Origin of the sequence: Fructilactobacillus florum DSM 22689 = JCM 16035 (assembly GCF_001436645.1) — a bacterium.
In the GTDB taxonomy this organism is placed as follows: domain Bacteria; phylum Bacillota; class Bacilli; order Lactobacillales; family Lactobacillaceae; genus Fructilactobacillus; species Fructilactobacillus florum.
Genome location: NZ_AYZI01000023.1, coordinates 1 through 1,366 on the forward strand (window position 1 = coordinate 1; position 1,366 = coordinate 1,366).

Below are 1,366 nucleotides of genomic sequence, written 5' to 3' on the forward strand. Positions count from 1 at the left end.
GAGAGATTGAGGAGATTATGAAAACCAAGTTCATCTGTGAACATCCACATCCGAAGTGGTTCAGTATGAGCGACTGCTCAGTCTCACTGGCTAATAGCTTTCTGACTTTCATCATCGATTTTTGTATCAAGCAGGATATACCTTTCAAGACAAAAGTTATCGATGAGATATGGAATGATTATGGGCTAATCAGAGAATGCTGTTTGCACCGTAAATGCGTTATTTGTGGTAAACGAGCTCAAATCCATCATGTAGATACGATTGGAATGGGTAACAATCGCACTGAAGTTAATCATATCGGTAGAAAGATATTGCCACTATGTGTGATTCATCATCGAGAGTTTCACGATATCGGAGCTATCACGTTCTTCAGAAAATACCAAGTTAAACCAATCAAGGTTGATAAAGAGTTAGCAGTCAAGTTGCGCTTGGAAAGTCAAGAAAGAGTTAACAACACAAACGGAGACTTTAGAGAAACACCAAAAACTAGCACTAATTTATAAAAAAGGAGAAACAAAATATGACATCTAATTTGACACCTAATTATTATAAAAATGGCGAGTATGACCTATTGGAACATATGATGGATATCTTAACCAATGATGAGTTTAGAGGATTCTGCGTTGGAAACATCATTAAGTACGTAGTTCGCTACAAACGTAAAGAAGATCCAATCGGAGATCTTTGCAAGGCAAGTGAATATCTAGACAGACTAATTTATTTCGAGAAAGGACTAACGAAATGAAACTATATAAAACTGAAAGAGGACCAATTATCAATCTTTCTTACATTACATTCATTAACCCAGTAGGGGGGCACGGTTGGGATTATCTTACTTGTGTTGGGGGAGGAGAAGATATGTTTGAATTAACTGAAAAAGATGTTCAAGAAATCTTAAAACTAGCAGAGGAGAAATAAAAATGGCAGATAAAAAAGAGCACATGATGACGCTAGTCGATACTGACGATATCACGGCAATTTATCGAATTAACACAGAAAAACCCGAAGAGTCGAGCGTTGAATTTTATGGAGACGCTACAGACGACCAGTTTTTCGAAGCTACGGTAGATGGCTTAGCGAAAACGCTGGCGATGATGCGTCATAAAAGCGACAAGCAAAGCCTTGATTATAGTGCAGATGACCTTGCTAACAAATTTTACAGCGCTTGCGAAGAATTAGATAAGGAGAAAGCGGATGACTGAAGAACAAGAAAATTGTAAGTATTGTCATTTCCCATCAATTGCAATTGACGAGAAGCTAAATGTAAGAGTTGCTCATAATAGTTATCATAACTGGATTCACGGAAATGCAGACGGAAAAACGTTCTCATTCGATATTGAATATTGTCCTAAATGTGGAAGGAAGC

At 37.5% G+C, this 1,366-nt stretch carries 4 protein-coding genes; all 4 read left to right on the forward strand.

Annotated elements, in window-relative coordinates:
- On the forward strand, window positions 1-503 hold a 503-nt coding region (locus FC87_RS06595), incomplete at its 5' end, for a putative HNHc nuclease (RefSeq protein WP_056961987.1).
- Between the two features lie 17 nt (window positions 504-520).
- On the forward strand, window positions 521-745 hold the full coding sequence (locus tag FC87_RS07235; protein WP_054690886.1) for a DUF3310 domain-containing protein: 225 nt from the start codon (window positions 521-523) through the stop codon (window positions 743-745).
- Window positions 742-918, forward strand: a complete 177-nt coding sequence (locus FC87_RS06985; RefSeq protein ID WP_156656549.1) for a hypothetical protein — start codon at window positions 742-744, stop codon at window positions 916-918. The genes FC87_RS07235 and FC87_RS06985 overlap by 4 nt, the downstream gene beginning before the upstream one ends.
- A gap of 2 nt (window positions 919-920) precedes the next feature.
- Window positions 921-1,202 carry a hypothetical protein gene (locus tag FC87_RS06605; RefSeq protein ID WP_056961990.1) on the forward strand — a complete coding sequence of 94 codons (282 nt, stop codon included), beginning with the start codon at window positions 921-923 and terminating at the stop codon, window positions 1,200-1,202.
- Window positions 1,203-1,366: the final 164 nt, after the last annotated feature.

Coding starts and splice junctions, on each gene's coding strand:
- FC87_RS07235 (WP_054690886.1), top strand. CDS start 521: ATGACATCTAATTTGACACCTAATTATTATAAAAATGGCGAGTATGAC.
- FC87_RS06985 (WP_156656549.1), top strand. CDS start 742: ATGAAACTATATAAAACTGAAAGAGGACCAATTATCAATCTTTCTTAC.
- FC87_RS06605 (WP_056961990.1), top strand. CDS start 921: ATGGCAGATAAAAAAGAGCACATGATGACGCTAGTCGATACTGACGAT.